General features: G+C 68.5%; 17 protein-coding genes. 12 read left to right on the top strand and 5 right to left on the bottom strand.

The features are described 5' to 3' along the window. Positions 1 to 24 precede the first annotated feature (24 nt). The 10 genes from ABD768_RS29270 (at position 25) to ABD768_RS29225 (ending at position 13,417) form a co-directional block, all read left to right on the top strand. Positions 25 to 2,274: a transglycosylase domain-containing protein gene (locus tag ABD768_RS29270; protein ID WP_343965546.1), complete on the top strand. Its 2,250-nt coding sequence runs from the start codon at positions 25 to 27 to the stop codon at positions 2,272 to 2,274. Then, positions 2,271 to 2,519: a hypothetical protein gene (locus ABD768_RS29265; RefSeq protein WP_344846000.1), complete on the top strand. Its 249-nt coding sequence runs from the start codon at positions 2,271 to 2,273 to the stop codon at positions 2,517 to 2,519. Before ABD768_RS29270 ends, ABD768_RS29265 begins: the two co-directional genes overlap by 4 nt. 78 nt (positions 2,520 to 2,597) lie before the next feature. Further along, positions 2,598 to 3,362, top strand: coding sequence for an HAD family hydrolase (locus ABD768_RS29260; protein WP_343965543.1), 765 nt, complete (start codon positions 2,598 to 2,600; stop codon positions 3,360 to 3,362). Beyond that, a complete protein-coding gene (locus tag ABD768_RS29255; protein ID WP_343965540.1) occupies positions 3,359 to 5,734 on the top strand; it encodes a glycoside hydrolase family 65 protein in 2,376 nt (791 codons plus the stop codon). The genes ABD768_RS29260 and ABD768_RS29255 overlap by 4 nt, the downstream gene beginning before the upstream one ends. Before the next feature lie 91 nt (positions 5,735 to 5,825). After that, a complete protein-coding gene (locus tag ABD768_RS29250) occupies positions 5,826 to 6,518 on the top strand; it encodes a response regulator transcription factor (protein WP_344845995.1) in 693 nt (230 codons plus the stop codon). Next, on the top strand, positions 6,515 to 9,058 hold the full coding sequence (locus ABD768_RS29245) for a DUF4153 domain-containing protein (RefSeq protein WP_344845992.1): 2,544 nt from the start codon (positions 6,515 to 6,517) through the stop codon (positions 9,056 to 9,058). Before ABD768_RS29250 ends, ABD768_RS29245 begins: the two co-directional genes overlap by 4 nt. Positions 9,059 to 9,156: 98 nt before the next feature. Continuing rightward, positions 9,157 to 10,092, top strand: a complete 936-nt coding sequence (locus ABD768_RS29240; RefSeq protein WP_344845989.1) for a hypothetical protein — start codon at positions 9,157 to 9,159, stop codon at positions 10,090 to 10,092. A gap of 73 nt (positions 10,093 to 10,165) precedes the next feature. Then, on the top strand, positions 10,166 to 10,930 hold the full coding sequence (locus tag ABD768_RS29235; protein WP_344845987.1) for a class I SAM-dependent methyltransferase: 765 nt from the start codon (positions 10,166 to 10,168) through the stop codon (positions 10,928 to 10,930). 8 nt (positions 10,931 to 10,938) lie between these two features. Then, positions 10,939 to 11,985 (top strand): ferritin-like domain-containing protein, encoded by a 1,047-nt coding sequence (locus tag ABD768_RS29230; protein WP_343965529.1) that lies wholly within the window; start codon positions 10,939 to 10,941, stop codon positions 11,983 to 11,985. 73 nt (positions 11,986 to 12,058) lie between these two features. Further along, positions 12,059 to 13,417, top strand: a complete 1,359-nt coding sequence (locus ABD768_RS29225; RefSeq protein ID WP_343965528.1) for an NAD(P)/FAD-dependent oxidoreductase — start codon at positions 12,059 to 12,061, stop codon at positions 13,415 to 13,417. A gap of 1 nt (position 13,418) precedes the next feature. Here ABD768_RS29225 and ABD768_RS29220 read toward each other — a convergent pair whose 3' ends face one another. Then, a complete protein-coding gene (locus ABD768_RS29220) occupies positions 13,419 to 15,359 on the bottom strand; it encodes a hypothetical protein (RefSeq protein ID WP_344845983.1) in 1,941 nt (646 codons plus the stop codon). Between the two features lie 2 nt (positions 15,360 to 15,361). Continuing rightward, positions 15,362 to 16,210 (bottom strand): class I SAM-dependent methyltransferase, encoded by an 849-nt coding sequence (locus tag ABD768_RS29215; RefSeq protein WP_344845981.1) that lies wholly within the window; start codon positions 16,208 to 16,210, stop codon positions 15,362 to 15,364. A gap of 139 nt (positions 16,211 to 16,349) precedes the next feature. Between ABD768_RS29215 and ABD768_RS29210 the strand changes: the two genes are divergently transcribed. Then, entirely contained in the window at positions 16,350 to 17,765 is a 1,416-nt protein-coding gene (locus tag ABD768_RS29210) for a class I adenylate-forming enzyme family protein (RefSeq protein WP_344845978.1), read from the top strand. Then, positions 17,762 to 19,003 (top strand): cytochrome P450, encoded by a 1,242-nt coding sequence (locus ABD768_RS29205; RefSeq protein ID WP_344845975.1) that lies wholly within the window; start codon positions 17,762 to 17,764, stop codon positions 19,001 to 19,003. The genes ABD768_RS29210 and ABD768_RS29205 overlap by 4 nt, the downstream gene beginning before the upstream one ends. Here ABD768_RS29205 and ABD768_RS29200 read toward each other — a convergent pair. From ABD768_RS29200 to ABD768_RS29190, 3 genes are read right to left on the bottom strand one after another with little or no spacing between them, the layout of a single operon-like run. Continuing rightward, on the bottom strand, positions 18,991 to 19,284 hold the full coding sequence (locus ABD768_RS29200; RefSeq protein WP_344845972.1) for an acyl carrier protein: 294 nt from the start codon (positions 19,282 to 19,284) through the stop codon (positions 18,991 to 18,993). The genes ABD768_RS29205 and ABD768_RS29200 overlap by 13 nt on opposite strands. After that, entirely contained in the window at positions 19,281 to 20,513 is a 1,233-nt protein-coding gene (locus tag ABD768_RS29195; protein WP_344845969.1) for an SDR family oxidoreductase, read from the bottom strand. Before ABD768_RS29195 ends, ABD768_RS29200 begins: the two co-directional genes overlap by 4 nt. Then, positions 20,510 to 22,453 carry an AMP-binding protein gene (locus tag ABD768_RS29190; RefSeq protein ID WP_344845966.1) on the bottom strand — a complete coding sequence of 648 codons (1,944 nt, stop codon included), beginning with the start codon at positions 22,451 to 22,453 and terminating at the stop codon, positions 20,510 to 20,512. The genes ABD768_RS29195 and ABD768_RS29190 overlap by 4 nt, the downstream gene beginning before the upstream one ends. Positions 22,454 to 22,552: the final 99 nt, after the last annotated feature.

The following is a 22,552-nucleotide window of genomic DNA, read 5'->3' as shown; positions in this document are numbered from 1 at the left end:
CTGGTGTCGACTACTCTTGGGTTTATGCGTTCAGCCAGGGGAGGCGTACGCGGTGGTACTCAGGCCTTGGTCAAGCTGATCGGCGTGAGTGTTCTCGCGGGTGCGCTGTCGGCTGGGCTGGTGATTCCGTTCGCGGGGTTCGCGGGCAGCAGCACGGCCACGGTTGCCGGTTCGGTGAAGGATCTGCCGGTCGAGCTGACGACGGCTCCGCTGGCGACCCGGAGCCGGATTCTGGCGGCGGACGGCAGCCTGGTGGCGACCCTGTACGAGCAGAACCGGGTGCCGGTGACGCTGGACAAGGTCAGCCCGATCATGCAGAAGGCGATCGTCGCGATCGAGGACGACCGGTTCTACGAGCACGGCGCGCTCGATGCCAAGGGCACTCTGCGGGCGCTGGTCCGCAACCAGTCCGAGGGCAGCGTCCAGCAGGGTGGATCGAGCATCACCCAGCAGTTCGTGAAGCTGACCCTGGTCGAGAAGGCGAAGACCCAGGCGCAGCGCGAGCAGGCGACCGCGGTCACCTACGAGCGCAAGCTGGCCGAGCTGCGGTACGCGATCGCGGTCGAGGAGGAGTACTCCAAGGACCAGATCCTGGAGAAGTACCTGAACCTGGTGAACTTCGGCGACGGCACCTACGGCATCCAGGCGGCCGCGCAGCACTACTTCCACGTGGCGGCCAAGGATCTCAACCTGGCGCAGTCCGCGATGCTCGCCGGGCTGGTGAAGAACCCGACCGGGTACGACCCGACCAACAACCTCAAGCGGTCCCGGGAACGGCGTGACGTCGTACTGCGCCGGATGGCCGAGCTGAACGTGATCACCGCCCAGCAGGCCGCCGCGGCGATCAAGACGCCGATCGACCTGAGCAAGATGCACAAGGTCAAGAACGGCTGCGCCAACTCGCCGTACCCGTTCTTCTGCGAGTACGCCGTGTCCAAGCTGCTGCAGAACCCGGCGCTGGGCAAGACCCGGGACGAGCGGGAACACTTCCTCAAGACGGGCGGGCTGACGATCCGCACCTCGATCGACCCGAGGATCCAGGCCGCCGCCCAGGCCTCGATCGCCCAGCACACGAAGCGGTCCGACTCCGCCATCGCGGCGATCACCATCGTCCAGCCCGGCACCGGGCTGGTGAAGGCGATGGTGCAGAGCCGGCCGTACGGGGCCGGGCGGAACCAGACGGCGTACAACTACAACGTCGAGAAGTCGTACGCCGGTGGCTACGGCGGGTTCCAGAACGGCTCGACGATGAAGGCCTTCACGATCGCGGCGGCGCTGTCCAAGGGCCTGCCGATGAGCTACAAGATCAACTCGCCGAAGCAGATCGACCTCAGCGGCAAGAAATTCACCACCTGCAAGGGCACCACCGAGGACCCGGACTACACGCCGCAGAACTCCACCAAGAGCGGCTACCTGAGCATGGTCGAGGCGGCCCGGGCCTCCACCAACACCTACTTCCTGCAGCTGTCCCAGCGCACCGGGTTGTGTGCGCCGGCCACCATCGCGGCCAAGCTCGGGATGTACAACGCGCAGACCCTCGGCCCGCTGGACCAGGTGGTCTCGTTCACCCTCGGCGTCGGCTACACGACGCCGCTGATGCTCTCGAACGCCTACGCGACCTTCGCCGCCCGCGGCAAGTTCTGCGCTCCGCTGATCGTCACCTCGGTGGTGAACAAGGCGGGCCGGCCGATCAAGACGCCGGGCATCACGTGCCGGCAGGCCCTTCAGCCAGGCGTGGCCGACGGGGTCAACCGGGTGCTGAGCGCAGTGATGGAGCCGGGCGGCACCGGCGGCAAGCTGAACTTCGGCAACTGGGATCTGGCCGGCAAGACCGGAACGATCCAGGAGAACAAGGCGGTCTGGTTCGCCGGCTACGCGCCGAACCTGGCCGGCGCCGCGGTGGTCGCCGATGCGACGCTGCCGTACACGAACCTGATGTACGGCCACACTCTCGACGGCGAGGACATCTCCGACCCGACCGGTTCCGGTACCGCCGGACCGCTGTGGAAGACGGCGATGCAGAACGCGCTGCAGGGCATGCCGCTGCTCCGCTTCACGGCCCCCAGCGACCGGTTGGTCAATGGCACCCCGGAGCAGCAGAAGGCGCAGGCGGCGCTGGACAAGAAGTACGAAGAGGCGAAGAAGGCCAAGGAAGACAAGAACAAGCCGAAGCCGCCGAAACCGCCCACCAAGCCCCCGGTGACGCCGCCGACGCCACCGGTGAAACCGCCGGTGATGCCGCCGCCTCCCACCAAACCGGCGGTGCACCGATGACCGCGGAGCTGGTCGCCCGGGCGAAGGCCGATCTGGCCGTCCACCTCGGGATCGACGAGTCCGAGGTGACCGTGGTCAGCTCCGAGCAGGTGACCTGGCCCGACGGGAGCCTTGGTTGCCCCCAGCCCGGAAGGTTCTACACGCAGGCTGTGGTCCAGGGGACCCTGACCGTGCTCGAGGCAGCTGGCACCCAGTACAAGTACCACTCGGGCGGCGGACAACCGCCGTTCCTCTGCACGTCCTGACCGGGCAGCTGGTCGGACACCGGCTACGGTGACTACGAGCGTGATGCTCGTACCACGTCACCGACCGGAAGGCGAGCGATGTTGGGGTTGCCGGGGCAGATCAGTGTCTGCCTGTTCGATCTCGATGGGGTGCTGACCGATACCGCGGCGGTGCACGCGGCGGCGTGGAAGGAGATGTTCGACGACTTCCTGCGCGCCCACGCCGAGCAGGCGGGCATACCGTTCGTCCCGTTCGACGCTCATGCCGAGTACGACGCGCACGTCGACGGCAAGCCGCGCGCTGACGGCGTCCGCGACTTCCTGACCTCGCGCGGCATCACGCTGCCCGAGGGCGACCCGGACGACCCGCCGGGCAAGCAGACGATCAACGGGCTCGGCAACCAGAAGAACGTCGCCGTCCTGCGCCGCATCCACGACGACGGCGTCCAGGTGTTCGAAGGCTCGCGGCGCTATCTCGAAGCCGCCAAGGAGGCAGGCCTTCGCCGCGTGGTGGTGTCGTCGAGCGCGAACACCCAGCAGGTGCTCGAGGTCACCGGCCTCGCACCACTGGTGGAGCACCGGATCGACGGGGTGACCATCCGCGAGAAGGGTCTGCGCGGCAAACCTGCCCCGGACACCTTCCTGGCCGGCGCGAAGTGGTGCGGGGTCGAGCCGTCGCAGGCTGTCGTCTTCGAGGACGCGCTGGCCGGAGTACAGGCCGGCCGGGCTGGTGCGTTCGGCTATGTGGTCGGGGTGGATCGGGTCGGTCAGGCCGACCAGTTGAAGGTGCACGGCGCGGACATCGTGGTGAAGGATCTCGCCGAGTTGCTGGACGGTGCCGAGCCGGAAGGACAGAAGCGATGATCGACCGCGGACCCCACCCGATCGAGCCCTGGCAGCTGCGCGAGACCGAGCTGCCGATGGACAAGCTCGCCCAGGCGGAGTCGCTGTTCGCGCTCTCCAACGGGCACATCGGCCTGCGCGGCAACCTCGACGAGGGCGAGCCGTACGCGATCCCCGGTACCTACCTGAACTCCTTCTACGAGCAGCGCCCGCTCCCGTACGCCGAAGCCGGCTACGGCTACCCCGAATCGGGCCAGACCCTCGTCGACGTCACCAACGGCAAACTGATCCGGCTCCTCGTCGACGACTCGCCCCTCGACGTCCGGTACGGCGAACTGCACTCGCACGAGCGCCGTCTCGACTTCCGCACCGGCATCCTCACCCGCGAACTCGACTGGACCTCACCGGCCGGCAAGCGGATCAAGGTGACCTCGCGGCGACTGGTGTCGCTGACCCAGCGTGCGGTCGCGGCGATCGAGTACGTCGTCGAGGCCGTCGACCAACCGGTCCGCTTCGTCGTCCAGTCGGAGCTGGTCGCGAACGAGACCCAGCCCAAGCTGTCCAACGACCCCCGAGTCTCGGCCGTCCTGGAGAGCCCACTGCAAGCGGTCTCGCAGGACAGTGACGACGAGGAAGTGATCCTGGTCCACCGGACCCGGTCCAGCGGCCAGCTGATGGCCGCCGGCATGACCCACACGGTCGAGTGCCCGGCCCGTACCGAGGTGGATGTCGACGTCCGCGCCGACTGGGGCCGGACCACGGTCGTGGCCGAGTTGCAGCCGGGGGAGTCCATCCGGGTGGTGAAGTTCCTCGCCTACGGCTGGTCGAGTCTGCGGTCGGAGACTGCGATCACCGACCAGGTGTCGGCGGCACTGGTGGGCGCGAAGTTCTCCGGCTGGGAGGGCTTGGTCGCCCAGCAGCGCGTCTTCCTGGACGATTTCTGGGATGCGGCCGATGTCGAGGTCGAGGGCAATCCGGAGCTGCAACAGGCGGTCCGGTTCGCCTTGTTCCACGTCCTGCAGTCCGGCGCGCGGGCCGAGCGGCGGGCCATCCCGTCGAAGGGCCTGACCGGTGCCGGGTACGACGGCCACACCTTCTGGGACACCGAAGGCTTCGTTCTGCCGGTACTGATCTTCACCATGCCTGACGCGGCAGCCGACGCGTTGCGCTGGCGGCACAGCACCCTGCGGATGGCGAAGGAGCGCGCCGAGGTGCTCGGGCTGCGCGGCGCCGCCTTCCCGTGGCGCACGATCCGCGGCCAGGAGTGTTCGAGCTACTGGCCGGCCGGTACCGCGGCTTTCCACCTCAACGCCGACATCGCCGCGGCAGTAGACAGCTATCACCTCGCCACCGGTGACGACACCTTCATCAAGGACTGCGGCCTGGAGCTGCTCGTCGAGACCGCCCGGCTCTGGATGTCACTCGGCCACCACGACCGGCACGGCAACTGGCACCTGCCCGGCGTCACCGGCCCGGACGAGTACAGCGCCGTTGCCGATGACAACGTCTTCACCAACCTGATGGCCGCGCGCAACCTCCGGATCGCGGCGTCCTTCGTCACCCGCTTTCCCGACGACGCCCGCCGGCTCGGCGTGGACACGGAGGAAGAGGCAGCCTGGCGAGACGCTGCGGCCGCCGTCTACATCCCGTACGACGAAGAGCTCGGCGTTCACCCGCAGTCGGAGGGCTTCACCGACTACGCGATGTGGGACTTCGAGGCGTACAAGGACAAGTACCCGCTGCTCCTTCATGCGCCGTACTTCGAGCTGTACCGCAAGCAGGTCGTCAAGCAGGCGGACCTGACACTGGCGATGTTCTGGTGTGGAGACGAATTCACGCCGGAACAGAAGGCGCGCAACGTCGACTACTACGAGCGGATCACCGTCCGGGACTCGTCGCTGTCGGCCTGCGTGCAGGCGGTGACGGCAGCGGAGGTCGGCCATCTCGACCTCGCCTACGACTACGCCTACGAGGCCGCTCTGATCGACTTGCTCGACCTGCACCACAACTCCGGCGACGGCCTGCACATGGCGTCGCTCGCCGGTGCTTGGACCGCACTCGTCGCGGGCTTCGGTGGCCTGCGGGCGCGTGCGGGCGGGCTGTCCTTCCAGCCGGTACTTCCGACTGGGCTGAACAAGCTGGCCTTCACGGTTCGCTGGCAGGGTGTCCGGTTGCGGGTGCAGATCGGCCAGGAGGAGGTCACCTACGACGTCCATGACGGCCCGGACGCGAGTATCGCGATTCTCCATGAGGGGCAGGAGATCCAGGTGGCTGCCGGCAAGCCGGTGACCCGCGCGGTCCATCCACGCAAGCCGTTGCTGCCCCGGCCGACGCAGCCGCTCGGGCGCGAGCCGCTGTCAGCCCTGGGCAACACGACCTCCACTCGCCACTGACCAACTCGCCGGGGCCGGCCCCGGCGGACCTGCACAAAACCTTCACGAGTCGTCCGCTGTTTCCGACCGGGTGGACTTCTAGTCTCAAGGCATGTCAGTCAGTGCAGGGGCGAAGATCCTCGTGGTCGAGGACGAGCCGGTGATCAACCAGGCGGTCACCGACCGGTTGCGAGGCCAGGGCTACGAGGTCGTCCAGGCCTGGGACGGGCCTGGCGCGGTCCAGCAGTTCACTGCGACGGCGCCGGATCTGGTGTTGCTGGATGTGATGCTGCCGGGGTTCGACGGGCATGAGGTGTGCCGGCGGATCCAGGCGGCGCGGCCGGTGCCGGTGCTGATGCTGACCGCTCGGGACGACGAGGCGGACATCCTGGTGGGGCTTGGCGTCGGTGCTGACGACTATCTGACCAAACCGTTCCGGATGCGGGAGTTGGTGGCTCGCGTCGGGGCTCTGCTGCGGCGGGTCGATCGGGCGGCGGAGTTGGCTGCGCGGCCGACGACCGCTGACCTGGGCGACCTGCGCGTCGATGCGGCGGCCCGGCGGGTTTGGGTCGCGGCGACCGAAGTACATCTGACGCCCACCGAGTTCGATCTGTTGCTCTGCTTGGCCGCCAGTCCTGGCGTCGTACTGACCAGAGAGAACCTGTACGCCGAAGTCTGGGGCTGGCCGGGTGCCTCAGGGACTCGCACGGTCGACAGTCACGTGAAGGCGCTGCGGTCCAAGATCGGCGCTGATCGGGTCCGTACCGTGCATGGCGTCGGCTACGCGTTGGAGCCGGGCGCATGAGCTCGCCGATCCTCAATCAGGTCACGTCGGTCAAGGTCAAGCTCGGGCTGCTCGTCGCGGTCAGCGTGACGGTGGCGTCGATCCTGGCGGCGACCGGCGCGGTCGGCGGCGTGCCCTTCTGGCTCACCGTGCCGGTGACGGTCGCGCTCGCGCTGGGCATCACCCAGTTGCTGGCCGTCGGAATGACGTCGCCGCTGCGGGAGATGACGGCAGCGGCTCGGGGGATGGCGCGCGGCGACTACTCCGCTCGGGTCACGGCGACGTCGAGCGATGAAGTGGGGGAGTTGGCCCGGGCGTTCAACCGGATGGCCGAGGATCTGGCTGCCGTCGATCGTCAGCGGCGCGAGCTGGTGGCCAATGTGAGTCACGAGCTCCGTACTCCGCTGGCGGCGTTGTGCGCGGTCCTCGAGAACCTCGTCGATGGGGTGGCCGAGCCGGATCCCGTTGCGCTTCGTACTGCGCTCGACCAGGCCGAGAGGCTGGCGGCGCTCGCCTCCGACCTGCTCGACCTTGCCCGGGTCGACGCAGGGAAGGCCAAGTTGTCGACCACCGAGGTGGAGGTGCGTTCGCTGCTGGAGCAGGCGGTGGCCGAGGCGAAGGTGTCCGGTCGTGAGGTCCGGTACGAGGTCGAGGTCACGCCGACCTGGCTCACGGTGCCGGCCGATCTGTCTCGGCTGCATCAACTGGTCGCGAACCTGCTCGACAACGCGTCCCGGCACAGTCCGGCCGGGGGAGTCGTCCGGCTGGTGGCGCTCGCGACCGCCGACGGCTGGCGGCTCGAAGTCACCGACGAGGGCCCGGGGATCCCCGTCGCCGATCGCGACCGCGTGTTCGAACGCTTCGGCACCCTCGCCGAGACCGAGGGCGGCGGTGGTACCGGCCTCGGTCTAGCCATCGCCCGGTGGGTCACCGACCTCCACGGCGGCACCATCCACTTCGTCGAACCAGAACCCGGCGCCCCCGGCGCCCGAGCCCGCGTCGACCTCCCACTGAAGCCACAAGACCAACCTCAGATCTCAGCCAAGGCCGAGGAGCCAGTCATGTCCCAACCGGTCGTCACTCCTACACCTCCTGTACCTCCGGGGACTGAGTCTCCGATGGATGCGTTGTTCGGGAGGTTCTGGCCTGATGCGCGGGTGCCCGGCAACGTGCGGGCCGTGCTCTACAGCCTTGCGGCGGGCCTGCTGGCCGGGATCATCTTGCCGTTTCGTGACATGGGTATCGGCTATGCGATCGTCATCCTCGCCGCGGGCGGTGTGATCCTGACCTTCAGCGTGAACCGGCGCTCGCGCTTCACCCAGGCCTGCGCGGCGCTGTGTGTGCTCCTCTCACTCACGACCGTCGTCCGCGACGCCGAATGGATCGCGGTCCTGTCCATCCTCGCCAGCGGCGTGCTCTGCCTGGTCGGGCTCGTCAACGGCCGGAGCGTGCCCGCGTTCGTCCTGGCCGGCATCTCGTTGCCCCTCGCCGGGCTCCGCGGCCTGCCGTGGCTCGGCCGTTCCCTGCAAGCCGTCACCAGCGTCCGGAAGAGCGCGGCGGCGGTTCGTACGATCATCTGGTCCGTCCTGGGTGTCCTCGTCTTCGGCCTGCTGTTCGCCTCCGCCGACGCGCTCTTCAAGAAGTGGGCCGGCGCGGTCGTCCCCGACCTGAACCTCGATTCCTTCGTCCTGCGCGCCTTCCTCACCGTCTTCATCGGCGGCATCGTGCTGGCCGCGACGTACCTCGGCCTGAACCCGCCCAACGTCGAGACCGGCAACGGCCCGGTACGCCCGGTAGCCCGCCGTTACGAGTGGCTGGCCCCGGTACTGCTCGTGGACGCCGTCTTCCTCGTCTTCCTGATCGCCCAGGCGACGGCCAGCTTCGGCGGGCACGAGTACGTCGAACGCATCACCGGCCTCACCTACGCGGAGTACGTGCACCAAGGCTTCGGCCAACTCACCGTCGCCACCGCCCTCACCCTGCTGGTGGTCTGGGCAGCAGCCCGCAAAGCACCCCGTACTACGCCCGCCGACGTGCTCTGGTTGCGGGGCTCCCTCGGCCTACTCTGCTTGCTGACCTTGGTCGTAGTCGCCTCCGCGCTCTACCGCATGCACCTCTACCAAGAGGCCTACGGCTTCACCCAGCTGCGCTTGCTGGTGGACGTCTTCGAAGGCTGGCTCGGCCTGCTGGTGGTCGGCGTCATCGTCACCGGCATCACCCTCAAGGCAACCTGGCTACCCCGGGCGGCCATCCTCAGCGGCGCGACCCTGCTGCTCGGCCTGGCCGCGATCAACCCCGACGCCTGGATCGCGCAACACAACGTCGACCGCTACACCGCCACCGGCAAGGTCGACTGGATCTTCCTGCAAGGCCTGTCCGACGACGCAGTACCGGTCCTCGCCAAACTCCCGGCCAAGGACGCCGACTGCGCGCTCAAAGACCATGACGCCGCCGACGACGACTGGCTGGAGTTCAACTTCGGCCGGCACCGCGCCAAGCCCCTCCTCAACTCCCACCCAGACCGGAACGCCGCAGTCTGCTCGACCACCACGCCTGGCTGAGCCGCGGCCTCCCGCGCGGCTGCCTGAGGGACTTTCGTCGGCGGGTCCGAGACCGAAGATGCGTCACGGCCGGGCCTGCCGATGCTTCACTCATCGTCATGGGACGGGTGGCGCGGGTGGTGAAGTCGCCTGCCCTGGCCATTCTCCTGATCGCACCGTTCTTCGGCGAGACCTTCTCAACCGCCACCGCGCCCCTCGACCTGTTGCTGCCGTGGCGGCTGCCGATCGTGGCCGGCCTGTACGGCTGCGGAGCGCTGATCTGCCGGGAGATCGCCCGCCGACACCGGTTCGGACTGCTCGGACTGTGTCTGCTCGGAGCCGCGTACGGGGTCTACGAGGAAGGCCTGATCGACCGCTTCTGGTTCGACCCGACGTTCTGGACCGAGACGAAGGTCGGCGACTACAGCGAGGTCTGGCACACCAACCTGCTGCTGGCGACGCACCTGACCGCCTTCCACACCGCGATCAGCATCTGCGCCTCGATCCTGGTCGTCGAGCGCCTGTTCCCCTCGCACCGGGACCGCGCCTGGGCCGGCCGCCGCGGCCTACCGGTCGCCGCCGTCGCGTTCCTCATCCTCGTCCCACTCGGCTCGGCGGACTTCTACGTCCCTCCGATCCCGGTGCTGATCGCCGCCGGAGCCCTCTGCGCCCTGCTTGTGGTCTGCGCCTTCCTGGTACCGCGCAGACCGTCCAGCGCTGAGGCGGCCCGGCGACGCGGCCTGGCGTGGATCGCTTTCTTCGCCGCCGGGGCCCACTTCGTCCTGGTCTACGCGATCCCGTCGACGAACCTGCCCTGGCCCATCGGCATCCTCATCTCCCTGCTCCCGATCGCCATCGCGATTCTTCTGGTCCGCCGGTACGCGAGCGGTGGACTCCACGGCCGCGACGCCAACCGCGTCCTCACCGGCATGATCGCCTTCTTCCTCCTGCTCGACGTCGTGATCGGACTCGGCGGCCGCTACGACCTCAGCCTCGGCGCGATCGCAACGGCCTTCGCTCTGCGTCGGCTGCACACCAGCAGCCCCGCGAGCTGAGCCGCTGTCACACACGGAACGGCTGCCCTGTCTTTAGTGCTGACCTGTTGTCCGGATCAGACGGGAGCATGCCGTGACGGTGGCGGCGATGGTTGCCGAGTTCGACGATGTCGCGGGGTGGACCGCCGACGCGGTCGAGCAGCTCGGCATCCGGTACGCGATCCCGGCCGCCTGCCGGGGCAGCGCCAGTCCCGCGGCACTGGCCTGGCTGGCGGAGGCATGCGAGTTGTCGCCCGGCACCAGGTTGCTGGACGTCGGGGCAGGCGCCGGTGGGCCGGCTGCTTGGGCCGCTGAGCGGTTCGGCGTACGGCCGATCCTGTTGGAGCCGATGCAGGCCGCTGGTCGGGCTGCATCGCGGTTGTTCGGGTTGCCGGTACTGACCGCCGACGGGACGCGGATCCCGCTTCGGACGGGCTCGGTCGATGCCGGTTGGTGTTTGGGAGTGCTGTGCACGGTCGAGGACAAGGCCGCTCTACTCAGCGAGATCCATCGGGTACTGACGCCAGGCGCCTCGCTCGGGCTGCTGGTGGTCGTTGCCGAAGGTCCGCAAATCCTGCGGGTCCCGGACGGCAACCACTTCCCGACCCAGGACGAACTCGCTGAGCTGCTGGAGCACACCGGATTCACGCTGCTCGAGCAGACCAGCCGGCCCGAATCCGCGCCGCTGTCCTGGTCCCGGCGGGTCGAGCAGGTCAACGCGGTCATCGCCGCCCGCCACCGCTCGGCCGCCGCCTATGCACTCGCGGCCCGGCAGGGCGAACGGCTCACCCGGCTGTTCGCCAGTGATCAAGTCTCGATGCAGCTGATCCACGCGGTCAGCTGCCCGATTTCGAAGTGAGAGTTTCCATGAACCATGTTTCCGCAGGAGCCCGGATCGACACGCTCGAAAGCCTTCGCCGGCACTTGCAGTGGGCGGTGGAGCTGGAGCACGCGACGCTACCGCCGTACATGACCGCTCTGTACTCGCTCGACGAGGACAAGAACCCTGATGCGGTACAGGTGGTGAGCAGCGTCTTCGTGGAAGAGATGATCCACCTCGCGCTCGCGGCGAACCTGCTCAACGCGGTCGGCGGACAGCCCCGGATGGACAAGCGCGAGATGCTGCCTCGCCATCCCCGGCGGCTGCCGCACGCGGCTCCGGGGCTGGAGTTGTCGCTGGTCCCGTTCGGGCCGGAGGCGATCGAGATGTTCCTCCGGCTGGAGTTGCCGGAGCCGCCCGGTGAGGTGGCCGAGGGGGACCACTACGAGACGATCGGGCAGTTCTACGACGCGGTCGAGCAGGGCTTGCGCGAGCTGTGCGAGCAGTACGGCGAGGAGAAGGTCTTCACCGGCGATCCGGCCCGGCAGCTCACCGCCGACCACTTCGGGCACAGCGCCGGCGCGCTGAACGCAGTCACCGATCTCGCGTCGGCACTGGCCGCGCTGGAGGAGATCGTCGAGCAGGGCGAGGGCACCTCCCGCGGGGAGGTCTGGGACGGCGACCACGACATCTTCCACCGCGATCGGGACGAGGTCGCGCACTACTACCGGTTCCAGGAGCTCAAGCTCGGCCGCCGGTATCAGCGCGGTGACACTCCGGAATCCGGGCCGACGGGCGAGCCGGTCACGGTCGACTACAGCGGCGTACAGCCCGTACGCCCCAACTCACGACTGGCCGACCACGGGCTGGACAGCCCCGTCCGCCAGGCCCAGGAAGAGTTCAACGGGTTGTACTGCAACTTGCTTCAGCTCCTGGAGCAGGCTGCGAACGGCGAGCCGTCGCTGCTCCGGACGGCCATCGGCCTGATGTACCAGCTCAAGGGCAAGGCCAAGGCACTGATGGCGATGCCCGACCTCGAGGGCTACACCGCCGGGCCGACTTTCGAGTACGTCGAACCGGAACTCCGCGACTGACCGGGTTGCGCTGTCACATTTCGGGGGGCTATCTGGTCTTATCTAGTGAGAGACCTAGAGAGTCGAGGACATCGTGCGGACGATCCTGGTGGTTGGTGGCGGGTACGCCGGCTTCTACACGGCCTGGCGGCTGGAGAAGAAGTTGCGGCGGGGCGAGGCGCAGATCGTGCTGGTCGACCCCCGGCCGTACATGACGTACCAACCGTTCCTGCCCGAGGTGGTGGCCGGGTCGATCGAGGCCCGGCACGCGGCAGTGTCGCTGCGGCGGCACCTCAAGAAGACCAGGATCCTGGCCGGGACCGTCACGGCGATCTGCCATCGGCACAAGACGGTGACCGTCCGGCCGTCGCTCGGACCCGACGTGGAGCTGGGCTACGACATCATCGTGGTCACCGCCGGCGCGGTGACCCGCAAGCTGGCGATCCCGGGCGTGGCCGAGCAGGCGATCGGCATGAAGCACGTCGAGGAAGCGGTCGCGATCCGCGACCGGCTGCTCACTGCCTTCGATCAGGCCGCGGCCCTCGAGCCCGGCCCGCTCCGCAAGCGGCTGCTCACCACGACCTTCGTCGGCGGCGGCTTCTCCGGTGTCGAGGGCTTCGGTGAGCTGTTGTCGCTGGCGACGTCGCTGCTGAAGTCCTACCCGCAACTGGACGCGCGCGAGCTGCAGTTCCACCTGATCGAGGCGCAGGGCCGGATCCTCCCCGAGGTCACCGACGAGCCTGGTGAATGGGTGGTGCGGTCGCTGGAGAAGCGCGGCGCTCACGTCCACCTGAACAGCCAGGTGCTCTCGGCGACCGACGGCCACGTCGTACTGTCCACCGGCGAGGAGTACGACACCGAGCTGATGGTGTGGACGGCCGGCAACGCCGCGAACCCGATGGTTCGCAGCCACACCGATCTGCCGATCGACAAGCGAGGACTGCTGAGCGTGCGCGCCGACCTGCGCGTCGGGACGAAGGACGAGGTGATCCCCGACGCGTGGGGTGCCGGTGACGACGCCGCGGTTCCAGACCTGGCGTCCGAGATCCCCGGCGCGCTGACGGTGCCGAACGCGCAACACGCGGTCCGGCAGGGCAAGCTGCTGGCCAAGAACATCATCGCCGTACTCCGCGGCCGCGAGCCCAAGAACTACGTCCACCACAGCCTCGGCTCGGTCGCGACGCTCGGGCTCTATCGCGGAATCTTCCAGTACCGCCGGCTCGTCATCAAGGGCCTGCCCGCCTGGCTGATGCATCGCGGCTACCACGTCCTGGCCGTCCCGACCTGGGAGCGCAAGATCCGGGTGCTGTCGATCTGGATCACCGGGTTCTTCTTCGGCCGGGACATCGTCTCGCTCGCCTCGGTCCAGCACCCGCGCGACGCCTTCCTGGCCGAGGACCTGCCGGGTAAGCCGGCTGATCGGAGTACGGCGAAGACTGCTCAGGCGGGCTGAGTCATCTGGTTCTCAGCCGGGTTGTCGCGAGGAGGTCGAAGCGGCCGTCGGTGACGGCGGTCGCGGGGATCATCGCGAACGGTTGCTCGCCGAGCAGTGGCGTGTGGAGTGGGACGAAGCCTTGGTCCAGCAGGGCCACGTGGAAGTCGGCGGTCACGATGCCGCGCGCGTCGATGACTCCGGTCGCGTGGCCCGGCCCGACCGACCGGCCACTCAGCGGACCGAAAGCGGCTCGCCCAGGACGTGGTCGTTGGGTGAGTCTGAGCGCCCCCGGTACGAGGTTGTCCACATAGTCGTACTCCGCGTCCGCCACGGACGTGCTGAGGTACTCGAGTGCATCCGCCCAAGCGGCCAGCAGCACTCCCCGCCGGGCGGCCCGCACGTCGGACGGCACGGACGTGCCGAGGTCGTACAGCTCGGCCAGCACCCGCTGCGACCAGCGTGGATCGGGCTCGCCCGGTATCGGCACCGAGAACACCAGAGACCGGAACAACGGGACGAGGTTCTGCGACGGGTCGAGCGCCGCCGCCCGGTGCAGCGTGTTGATCGGGTCGTCGGTGATGTCGAGCCCGCCGAAGAGACCGCGGTAGGCCTCGCGGCTGTCCCTCGCCAGTTTCGCGTGCCCGGTCAGCACGTGGGGTTCGTAGGTCCAGCCGGCCAGCTCGTCGATGTCCCGGAACCGGAGGAAGTCGGCACCGGCGGCCTCGGCGTACCGGCGGAGTGTTCGGATGCCGTCGGCGAAGGGAGCGGCTGGATGGGGGCGGTAGTGCTCGCCGTCGTTGATCAGGTGGAAGTCCTCGACGCCCGGCGGGTAGACGGCCCGGAGGGTCGTGACCAGCTCGACGATCCGGACGATCATCGCGAGCTCGGTCAGATCGGGCAGCGGGCCGGCAGCCTTCAGTCGGTTGTGCCAGTGTTTGACGGCGAACAGAAGCTTGCTCAGGCGCAGCGGCTGCCGGCGTTCGACGGTGACCGCGAGGTCGCGGCAGATGTCCGCCGGGCGGTAGTTCGCCCGCGAGCCGGCCCGGAACGGTCGCCGCTGGAGCACCTCGTAGATCCGCTCGAGTGGATCTGTTGTCGTCCGGAGGACCTTCTCGGCGTGGGCGGCGGCGGCCTTGTGTGCCTCGCTGACGAGCCGGCCGATGAGGTCGTCGGTCTCCTGGGCGGAGAGGTGGATGCCGTGGCGGGCGGCGAGCGGGGCCGGGCGGAGGTCGCCGAGGCGGAGCGCTGACAGGGTCGTCTGGTGTGAGGTCGCGGGTTCGTCGCCCCAGTTGTGCGGAGCGCGGTCGAGGCTCTGGCCGTGCAACTCGGCGACGCTCCGGCCGGGTGACTCCTCGCCTACGAGGCGTCCGCCGAGGTGGAAGAGTTCTGCTTCGAAGCGGGCCCAGCCGGGCGGTCGCGCTCCGACATAGCGGACGATCGAAGCGGGAAGCTCGGCGCCTCGCCGTCGAGCCGCCTGCTGGTTGCTGACGAGTTCGGCGACGGCGTCGGTGGCTTGCTGGTCGGTGGCTGGTGCTGAGTGGGCATGGTCGGCCCAGCGCTTGTCGGCGCCGAGCAGCTTGGCGACCTCGGGTTGCAGGAAGCGCAGCTCGGCCCGGATCACCTCGGAGACGTCCGTTCCGAACAGGTCGGCGAGCAACTCGACCGCGGTCGGTCCGTTGGTGGTCAGCCTGCCCGGCCAGGTGACCAGCACCCTTCCGGTGGGTCGCCTCTCGTCGTCGACTTCGAAGTAGTTCAACGGCGACCCAGCGTCGACCAGCAGCAGCCCGTACTTGTCCAGCCCTCGCCGGAACACCCGCAACAACGGCCGCACGAAGTACTCGACCGGGTCGAGGGGGCTCGGTTCGGTGGGTAGTTGCTGGAGGGGGATGGTGGTGGTGCCGGGCGGGGCGGCGTACAGGCGGAGGATCGGGTCGGTGGCCAGGAGGCGGCAGAGGTCCATGGTCAGTCCGTGGGGCGGCGGCCGATCAGGACCTGGGTCCAGATCGGTTCGACGAAATGCTCGCCGGGTTGGGCCGCCAGCAGGGCCTCGCGCAGTTCGGTGCGGAAGCCGTCGATCCGGTCGCCGAGCGCGGTCGGGGTGAGATCGGGAACGGTCATCAGCAGGCCGATCAGCTCGTCGACCGTGTGCGTGCGCTGCCAGTGCAGTTCGTAGCTGTCGACGGAGGCGAACGCGGAGGCCTCGAGGACGGCCCGGTTCTCGCCACGCTGCAATGTGTACGTGCTCTGGTTGTCCGAGGTATCGCCGCGCCAGCGTCGCCGGGACGGTGCCCAGCGCTCCCGTGTCGTGTAGGCGGCCTCAGCCCACGCAGGCCTGTTGGGGGTGTCCCGAGCGAGGCCGCTCATGCTGCCGGTGATGATCACGACCGCGCCACCCGGATTGATCAGCTTGTCCAAGGCCGCCAGGGTCGCCGGCCGATCCATCCAGTGGAAGGACGCCGCCATCAGCGCGAGGTCGAACGGCCCGACCCCCAACCCGGCCAGGTCTTCCGAGCTGCCTTCGCGCCAGTCGATGCCGTCGACACCCTTCTCGACGGCCAGCGCGTGGCCCGCGGCAAGCATCTCGCGATCGGGATCGACCGCGGTCACCGAGGCGACGTGTTCGGTCAGCCCGAACGTCGCCATCCCCGGTCCGCAACCGAGATCGAGGGCGGACTGCCGGCCGTCCAGACCGAGCCGGCCGGCCAGCTCGGTGAAGATCGGAGCCGGGTACTCGCTGCGGTAGCGGACGTAGTACTCGGCCGCACCCGCGAACAACGGCGGCAAGTGGTTGCTCAAGGCATCGATCCTCACTGTCGTGCTCCCCAGACCGGCCACGCTAGCCGCGGCGGCGGTCAACCGCTGCACCTTTCAGGCCTGCTCGAAAGGTGCAGCGGCCTGGCCTTCCGGCGACGTAGCCTGCGGCCGAGCAGCCCGCGAGTCGAGGAGACAGATGCAGCCCGCCCCGATCACCATCGGCACCCGGATCGCGCAACTGGCCGCCGAGCACCCGGACCGGACGGCGGTCGTCAGCGTCCCGCCCAGAGGCGAGCGCGCCTCCCTGACCTGGGCCGAGCTTCGCCGTGACACCGACTGTGCCGCCAATGCCCTGGCGGCGCTGGGTGTCACGGCGAACAGCACCGTCGCCATCGCGCTACCGGCGGGACTGGACCACGTCCGCGCGACGCTCGGCGCCTGGCAGCTGGGCGCGCTGGTGATCCCGATCGACTCCGCCGCTTCCGGGCGTGAGCTGGCGGCGTTCCGGGCGGCGATCGGCGAGCACGTCCTGATCGACTCGCTCGACTGGTACGGCGATGACCCCACCCCGCGCGAGCCCGTCGGCTCACCACGCTCGGCGTCCCTCACCGGCGGTACGACGGGGCAGCCGCGGGTGATCGTCCGATCGAGGCCGTGGGTGTATGACGAGGGCAACTACCTGTCGGCCAGCGACATCTCGCACGGGGTGCGTGAGGGGCAGGTCCAGCTGGTCGTGTTGCCGATGTACCACGCGGGATTCGGTGCGCTCTACCAAGGACTCGCGCTCGGCCATCTGGTGGTGATCATGGAGCGCTTCGTCGGTTCGTTGTGGCCTCGGCTGGTGGCTGAGTACGGCGTGCAGCATGTGCGGATCGTTCCGGCGTACCTGCGGATGCTGCTCGACGTACCGGGGCTTGCCGATCACGATCTGTCGAGCATCGAGTCGCTGTATCACGGTGCTGGGCCTTGTCCGGAGCATGTCAAGCGGCGGTGGATCGAGTTGCTCGGGCCGGAGCGGGTGTACGAGGACTACGGGAGCCAGGAGCGGATCGGGGCGGTCGCGATCCGGGGTGACAAGTGGCTCGAGCATCCGGGGAGTGTCGGGCGGCCCGCCGAGGGGGCGATTCGGTTGCTCGACGAGTCGGGTGAACCGGTCGGGGCAGGGGAGATCGGCGAGATCTACTTCCGGGGGGCGCGGCAGCCGGAGTACGTCGGAAGCGGCCCTCGGCTGGCCGAGCGGGACGGTTATCTGTCCATCGGCGATCTGGGCCGGCTTGACGCGGACGGCTATCTGTACCTGGTCGATCGGCGGTCCAGCGTGCTCAATGTCGGCGGGCAGAACGTGTACCCGGCCGAGATCGAGGAGGTGCTGGCCGGTCATCCAGCGGTCGCCGACGTCGCCGTCACCGGGGTGCCGCACGAGTATCTGGGGCAGAGCGTTCATGCGCTCGTCGTACCGGGTGCGCCGGTCTCGGTGAGCGAACTGGAGGACTTCTGCAGGGCGAATCTGACGGCCGGCAAGGTGCCGCTGTCCTTCGCGCTGGTCGACGAGTTGCCTCGGCGGACCAGCGGGAAACTCCGCCGCGATCAACTGACGGGACTTCAGCGATGAGCACTCAGGAGATCGATCTGGCGGCTTCGGCCTTTTGGCGGTTGCCTGATGTGGAGCGGGACGCGGTGTTCGCAGTACTGCGCTCGGAGCCTGCGCCTCGGTACTTCGCCGGCGGCAGCAAGGTCGAGTGGGGGCTGCCGAGTGGGCAAGGGTTCCACGCCTTGGTCAGCCATGCGGATGTTGTGGAGGCGACTCGGCGGCCGGAGGACTTCCAGTCCGGGCAGGGCGCTGTCAGCGTGATGGATCTGCCGGTGGAGTTCAACGAGGGGTTCAGTTCGCTGCTCAGCATGGATGGTGAACGGCATCGGCGGGTTCGGCGGATCGTCACTCGTGCGTTCGCGCCTCGCACGCTGGCCAAGTTGTCGGGCACGATCGACAAGGTTGCGGCTGAGTTGGTGACCGCGGCGGTGCGACGGGGTGAGGGCGACTTCGTGGCTGAGGTCGCGGCGCCGCTGCCGTTGCGGATCATCTGCTCGATGACGGGGGTGCCGCCGTCGGAGTACGAGTTCGTCTTCAGCCGGTCCAGCCGGATTCTGGGGGCGTTCGATCCGGAGTACGCCGCTGGGCAGCCGGATGTCGCGACGAACATCCTTACTGCGGGCGCGGATCTGATCCAGCTGATCGACGACCTGGTGAAGCAGCGGGAGACGGATCCGCGCGACGATCTGGCGACCACGCTGATCCAGGCCGAGATCGACGGTGAACGGTTGACCCGGGCGGAGGTGGCGTCGTTCTTCATCCTGCTGCTGGTTGCCGGGAACGAGACGACTCGGCACGCGATCAGCAACGGACTCCTGCTGCTGCAGGACAACCCGGACCAGCGCGACGTGCTGCTCGCCGACTACGACCGGTATGGCGGGACGGCGGCTGAGGAGATCGTGCGGCTCACCTCGCCGACTGTTTGGATGCGCCGGACGGTGAGCCGCGACTGCTCACTCAACGGCAGTCGGTACGCCGAGGGGGATCGGCTGCTGCTGTTCTACTGGTCGGCCAACCGGGACGAGAAGGTGTTTGCCGATCCCAGCCGGTTCGACGTGACGCGCGATCCGAATCCTCATGTCGGATATGGCGCGGGTGGACCGCATCACTGTCTCGGCGCGTTCCTGGCTCGGATCGAGTTGACCGCGGTGTTCCGCGAGTTGCTTCGGCAGGCGCCTGGACTGCAGTTGGCCGGTGAGCCGGAGCGGCTGGCGTCGAGTTTCGTCAATGGCTACAAGCGGATCGGCTACCGGGTCTGACCGGCCGTTGCGATCAGTGCTGCGAACTCTGCTGTGCTCGGGTCTTCGAAGAGTTCGTAGACCTCTAGCTGGACGCCGAACTCGGTCTCGACGCGGGCGAGAATACGGAAGGCGGCCAGCGAGTTGCCACCGGCCTCGAAGAAGGTCGTCGCCGGCTCGCACTCGACGCCCAGCACCTCCGACCAGATCCGCCGCACCTGCTCCTGCTCCGGCTTCCGCTTCGGGTCCTGGTCGCGGTCCTGGTCCCGCTCGTCGTCCTGGTCGAGGGCCTGGTTGGTCATCGGGGGGCTCCGTTCGGGGTTTGGAGTGAGCGGGCGTAGCTGCCGACGAGGCGGTCGAGGACGTCGTCGGAGACGGTCGGCGGGTCGTCGATGCCGAGCGCGGGCAGGTTGTCGCGGCGGAACTTGATCGATCGCGAGATGTACTTGCCGGTGTAGGTCATCCGGGCCTCCAGTACGCGTTCGAGCTGATTGAGTGGGGCGGCGGCCACCTCGTCCTGCGGGCCGATCCGCAGGTCCACGGGGAGGTGCGCGCTGATCATCTCGGCGACCTTCGCGGCGGTCACCGAGACGCTGTCGACCAGGTGGATGATCGGCTGATCGAGTTGGCTGAGGTCGCGGTTCGCGAGCTCGGTCATCCAGCGAACGCAGGCATCGACCGGTACGAGGTGCAGTTCGGCCGTCGGGTCGCCGACTACCCGGAGGCTTTCGTCGGGGCGTCGGCGGGTGATGGTGTGGATGGCGCGGATGTAGTCGTAGAGACCGTAGTCGGTGGCGGCGCGACCGGTCCGCGAATCACCGACGATCTGGCCGAGGCGGAGTACGGCGCCGGGCGTATCGGCGTACAGGAGCTCTGCTTCGCGCTTCGTGTACTCGTAGTAGTTCCGGAACTCGTGCGGCTCGGCGGAAGGATGCCAGACCTCCGGCACTTCATCGCTGACGACCCCGCAACTGTAGGCAGAGCTCACCTGGAAGAACCGCGACCCAGCCGGCGCGTACTTGTGAAACACAGCCAGCGCCGTCCGAGTGCCGTCAACGTTGACCTGCTGAAGCTCCTCATGATTCCCCGGCCGGAAGGTAATCGCCGCTGCCAGATGCCAGTAGTCACACGGCTCGGCGAACAACTCCTCCAACGCTGCCTGGGCCAGCCCGAGGTCCGGCCTGTCCAGCGACCAGTCCAGCACCTCCAGGCCAGGGAGGTTGGCCGGGGCGGCCTGGCTGACGAGCTCGGAGCCAGTCGTGGCGATGCTGGTCGTGCCGAGCTGGGGCGAGGCGAGGTCGGTGTCCGCGATTGCGGCGGTGGAGATTCGGTGGCGGACGGCGTCGGGTGGTTGTCTGGCGAGGGCGGTGACGTGGTTGCCGTTGGCAAGCAGTCGGTGGATCAGGTTGGTGCCGACGAAGCCGGTGCTGCCGTCGACGATCTGGCGGCGGCCCGGTGGAGTCGTCGAGCGTGCAGCGCCGGCCACATCTGCGGCTTCGGGTCGCTGATCTTGTTGCGGGTGGGTGCTCATCCGCAGTACCGGTGCCAGAGTTCGCGGCGGCGGGCCTTGCCGCTGGAGGTGCGGAGGACGAGGCCGCGGGGGCCTGTCTCGATTCGGATGTCGGCTCCGCCGGTTTCGCGGGTGAGGATTGCTTCGGCTGCTGCTTGCTGATCGTCGGTGAGGGGTTGCTCGCAGACCAGTACGGCGGTCTCGCGGCCGGCGGCGATGCCTAGGGCGACTGCGATTCGTCCGGCCGGGATTCCGGTTTCGGCGACCAGGCGGGCTTCGAGTTCCTCGGCGAACAGGTGGCGGCCGCGGACCTTCAGGCTGTCGCCGGTGCGGCCGACGACAACCAGCTGTCCGGCGTACAGGAAACCTGCGTCACCCGTCCTGAGCTGGGTCCCGGCCAGACGGGTGGCCGAGGTCGAGCCGCCGAGGTGGGCCTGGGTGCTGACCGAGGGGCCGGAGACGGCGACTTCGCCGAGGTGCCCGGGCGGTAAGGGCCGACCCTCGTCATCCAGTACTTCGAGCAGCAGGCTGGGATGTGGTTGCCCGCAGCATGTAACCCAGCCCGGACCGGCGGGGACGGCTCCCAGCGGTTGTTCGTCGAGGACCGAGACGAGCTGGCCGGGCACCATCGTCGACCAGTCGGGGCGGATCGCCAGCGGGGTTTCGCCCTGCGTACCGGTCACGGCCAGCGTCGCCTCCGCCAGACCGTAGGCGGGGCGGAAGGTCCCCGGCTGGAACCCTTGCGGCTCAAGCAACGTGGCGAATCGCTGGAGCACAAGCGGATCCACCCGCTCCGCACCAACGATCGCTACGCGCCAGCCGCTGAAGTCCAACCCGTCCAGCGCTTCCGGCCGTACCCGGTTGAGCGTGTAAGCGAAACCAAACGTCGGCGACACCGCCACGGCGGCCCCGTCCGCGCCAAGACAACGCAACCAGCGCAACGGATCCCGGATGAACTGATCAGGCCGCATGGTCCGCAACGGACTCTGATTGACAATCGGCGTCAACAGACACCCGATCAACCCCATGTCGTGATGCAAAGGCAGCCAGCTAACCGTCAACTCATCCCGCCCCAGCGCCAGCCACCGCCGAATCATCCCGATGTTCGCACCCAGATTCCCCACAGTCAGCCGCACCCCACGCGGGCGCCCCGAAGACCCAGACGTGAACTGCAGAAGGGCGATCGCCTCCGGGTCGAACTGGTGCGGTGTGGAGGCGGGGATGGGGTCGGGGTCTTGGGGAGTGGCGTGTGGGGTGGAGTTGCCGTCTTGTGGGGCGGGACCGGGGGTGAGGGCGGTGACTTTGCAGGGGAGGGCTGCTTTGGCTACTGCGGCTGTTAGGTGGTCGGCGATGGTGGGGTCGGCGATTACCAGGCGTGGGTTGGCGAGGGTGAGGAGGTGGGCGGCGTGGTCGATGTAGTTGTCGAGGGAGCCGAGAGCCAGCGGGGGAGCGAGTGGCGACGGTACGGCGCCGGCCGCGAGTACGCCGAAGAAGGCTGCGACGAAGTCGTCCACGCCGGCCAGCGTCAGCGACACCACATCACCTGGCTCGACGCCCTGTTCCCGGAGCCACGCAGCTGTGCCCAAGGCGTCGGCCGCCAGCTCGGCGTACGACGCTGAGGCCCACTCTCCATCGTCGCGGAGCCAGGAGATGCCTGCATCTGACCGCGGCGAGGAAAGCCACCCGAGCAACGCATGGGCATCGCCGAGCTCAGCGTTGGTTTCTGGGGGGAGTCTGGTGGTGATGAAGGTGGTCAGGTCGGCTACTGAGGTCAGGCCGATCAGGTCGGCTTCGTCGAAGGGTTCCAGGCCGAACTCGATCTGGAGGCTGACGAGTAGTTCCATCAGGTGGAGGGAGTCGAAGCCTAGGTCTTCCACCAGGCGGGCGGGGGCCGTCGGGGTGGTGGGGCCGGCGGGGGCGTGGTCGGCTACTAGCTCGGCGACGCGGGCCGCGATGGGCATGCGAACTCCTTCGGTCCGGGGGCAATGCGGTTCAGTCCGGGGATAGCGCGTCGCGACCCTACGCACGGGAGCGGTTCATCGGGGGACCCTCTGCGTCCT

This window comes from Kribbella ginsengisoli (genome assembly GCF_039537185.1).
Taxonomy (GTDB): domain Bacteria; phylum Actinomycetota; class Actinomycetes; order Propionibacteriales; family Kribbellaceae; genus Kribbella; species Kribbella koreensis.
Note: the sequence above shows the minus strand (reverse complement) of the source record. Positions and strands in the feature narration are given on the sequence as shown.